Annotated in this window: 2 protein-coding genes; both read left to right on the forward strand. The window is 55.9% G+C overall.

The features are described from left to right. Nucleotides 1-227: 227 nt before the first annotated feature. On the forward strand, nt 228-2,708 hold the full coding sequence (locus tag ACH2ED_RS20320) for an HD domain-containing phosphohydrolase (RefSeq protein ID WP_395094556.1): 2,481 nt from the start codon (nt 228-230) through the stop codon (nt 2,706-2,708). A gap of 108 nt (nt 2,709-2,816) precedes the next feature. Then, nucleotides 2,817-3,290 (forward strand): division/cell wall cluster transcriptional repressor MraZ, encoded by a 474-nt coding sequence (mraZ, locus tag ACH2ED_RS20325; RefSeq protein WP_309688029.1) that lies wholly within the window; start codon nt 2,817-2,819, stop codon nt 3,288-3,290. Nucleotides 3,291-3,442: the final 152 nt, after the last annotated feature.

The raw sequence follows: 3,442 nt of genomic DNA on the forward strand, positions 1-3,442 counted from the left end.
GCAAGTGATCTGGGGCAGTCAGGTAATCTGGGGATCGGCTACCTGGACGGATCAAGTGATCTGGGGAACGGGCTCTGGCAACGTGGACCTGACCAGCAAAGTAATCTACGGCGAAAACTAGAAAACCCAACCGCAAGTAGGAAAAGTAAAGAAGCCACCTAACCCGTGGCTTCTTTGCTTTAGTTTTGTTGCTGTGTGACCGACAATACTAATGGATTGCATAGTCGATGAACACACTTCCACCTAAAGCGCAAGCCTTTGTTTGGCTCACTTACCTCCTTGGGGCAGCGTCGGTAATTGTGGGGCTTCTCCACAGCCTCCAGCATCCGCTTATGCCCAAGGTGGATCTTGCCATCTTTCTTATTCTGGGGATTGCGGCCGGCAGTCGTAAAGTCAGCCTCATGCGCCAGCACAGCGCCACGACAGCCGATGTCGGCTCTATGTCGCTTAGTTTCATCCTCACCTTTGCCGCGATCCTTCGTTTCAGTCTTACGGAAGCAATCCTGGTGGGCATGGTGACGACGCTTTCGGGCTGCCTCTATCCCAAACGGCAGCCCAGCTACCAGCTCCTCTTCAATGTCTGTCTCAATGCAGTCTCCTCGTTTCTCTGTAGCGTACTCTATACTCAGATTGTCATCCGTGATGTCTTTGGCGCGCCTTCCCCCATCATTGCGACATCCCTGGCATGCTTCACGTTTTACTTTATGAACACGGGCTTTGTGGCCATTATTCTCGGATTTGTGCTGGGCAACAATATCCTCCGCATCTGGCACGACAAGTTCCTCTGGACCGCCCCCAGCTACTTCCTAGGAGCGCTTGTAGGGTTTGTTTCCTCGCTTATCAGCAAGGACTATTTCTTTACGGTGCTTGCCTGTGGGATTCCGATCGCATTTTTAACCTACAAGTCCTACCAAATCTACTCCGATCAAGCGGAGAACATGCTCAAGAGCAAGGAAGAAATCGCGGAGCTCTACCTTGCTACGATCAAAAGCCTTGCACTGGCGATTGATGCCAAGGACGCCTACACCCACCAGCACATTTTGCGTGTCCAGCGCTATGCCGTCGCCGTGGCCAAGGAGCTTGGGCTTACCGGCGATGAGCTGGAGGGCGTGAACACCGGAGCGCTACTACATGACATCGGTAAGCTGGGGGTTCCGGAGTACGTTCTGCTCAAGCCTGGCAAGCTCACCGAAGAAGAGTTTGCCAAGATCAAAGAGCACCCACGAATTGGTGCCGACATCCTTGCGGATATCCACTTCCCCTGGCCGGTGCTTCCTGGAGTGAAGTACCACCACGAGAAGTGGAATGGTACGGGCTACCCCGAGGGCCTGAAGGGAGAAGAGATCCCTCTCCAGGCACGCATCCTGGCAGTCGCGGATGTCTACGATGCCCTAACCTCAAACCGAGCCTACCGCGGGGCATGGACACATGAGCGTGCCAGCGAGCTGATCAAGAAAGACGCGGGAAGCCACTTCGATCCTGTGATTGCGGAAGCCTTCCTACGCATCATTGACCTTGTTGTCCAGGAGATGGCCGAACAGGGCGAGGGGCCTTTGGTGATCCCAAAAAGTGACGAGGTTACCACCAATACCCAGCGTGCTGTCCGTGACATCCAGCGCAACTCCTCGGAGCTCTGGGCACTTTATGAGGTAGCGCAGACACTCTCCTCAAGCCTGGGCTTGGAAGAAACTCTGGAGATCCTGGCACGCAAGCTGGCGTCCATCATTCCCAATGTCGCCTGTGTCTTCCTGCTCTACGATGCGGAAGACCATCGCCTCAATGCCCGTGTCGCCGTGGGTCTCAACCGGGAGTTCTTTTCCTTGGCGCGTTCCATCGGACAGAACGGCTGCTCCATGCAAGTCGTGCTTGAGAAAGAAACCTACTGTGGCCCCTACGAGCACGATGACCTTCTGCTACAAGGCTCACCGACGGCACAATGGACGGCTATCGCTTCGGCGCTAGTGGTTCCCATTGTCCACCAGGGCTCTGTTTTGGGAACGATCAACCTCTACCACCCGGACGGCAACGCGTTTTCGGAGCACGACCAGCAGCTTCTGGAGCGTATCGGGGAGCGAGCCGCGCTTGCCCTCTACAACGGCATTCTCTTTGAGCGCACCCGTAGCCATGCCCATACGGACACTCTGACCTCTCTGTACAACCTGCGGTATGTCACCCAGTACGTCGAGCAGCGGTGTACGATCTCGCTCAATCCTGAGCGAACGGCTCCCCAGCGGTCGAGTGATAGCTTTGTGATGTTCTGTCTCGACTTAGACAGCTTCAAGCCCATCAACGATCTCTATGGCCATCAGACAGGCGACCGGGTTCTTCGCGAGCTCAGTGCTCTTCTGCGCGCTCTTGTTCGACCCGGTGATATTGTTGCACGCTACGGCGGAGATGAGTTTCTCATCATTCAAGAAGAGGCCACAGGAGCGGAAGCGCAAGCTCTCTCCCTACGGATTCAGGAGGCGATCCAGAACTACAATACGGGTCTTATCCACCCCAAAGTAGGTCACCTGCACCTTGGCGTGAGTGTCGGTTTCAGCAACTTCCCAGAGGATGGACAAGACTGGGCTGCCCTGCTGAGTGTCGCCGACCAGCGGATGTACGCGGATAAAGGGGAGCGAAAGCTGGGACGTATGGCGGATCACGGCCGACAGCTGACCACCAGTCACCCCGCATCTTCCCCGGAGTCGGTTCCAGCTGCCTAAAAAAAACCGTTGACAAGCAAGCATACCTGCCCTACAATCCTCTCAGTGGTTTTCAAGGGTGACTGAGGGGTGGGCTAGTGGTGACTTTGTGGAGGACGGTTTAAGACGGTGGGGTTCCGGGGGGAACACTACCACGGCTTGGATGAGAAGGGACGTGTTATCATGCCCCTTAAGTTTCGCAATGCCCTCGGGAATTCCTTTGTTATTACCAAGGGAGTCGGCCCCTGTCTCTCGGTCTACAAAGAAGCAGACTTCGACAAGATAGAAGCGGATCTCAACAAGCAGCCCAGCCTGGACCCGCATGTACTGCGGATGAAGCGCCTACTCTGCGGCCCCGCCGTGGACACCGATACCGACAACCAGGGCCGGGTCGCGCTCCCCGGAAATCTGCGCCAGTGGGCTGGAATTGACACGGAGGTCGTGGTGGTAGGAATGGGTGAGAAGATCGAGATCTGGTCTCGCACCGGTTGGATTGCCCTCAATGAAAGCTTAGACGACGAGTTAATTGTCGGCTCCGCGCGTGAGACCGGGCTAGCACGTGCCCTCACCGGCGATGCCTCCGTTCAGGAGGAGTTCGAGTAACTTATCCCCCCACTAAAGCGGGGAGCTTTGACAGTAGAGTCGCCGAGGCGACCCCTCCGTCCATAGGGCAAGTTACATTGCCCCGTGCCTTGAACGCAATATTCAGAGCTGCATTGCAGTCTGCATTGAGTTCCAGGCCACAGCTTAGACAC

The sequence above is a fragment of the Armatimonas sp. genome, assembly GCF_043757465.1.
In the GTDB taxonomy this organism is placed as follows: Bacteria; Armatimonadota; Armatimonadia; order Armatimonadales; family Armatimonadaceae; genus Armatimonas.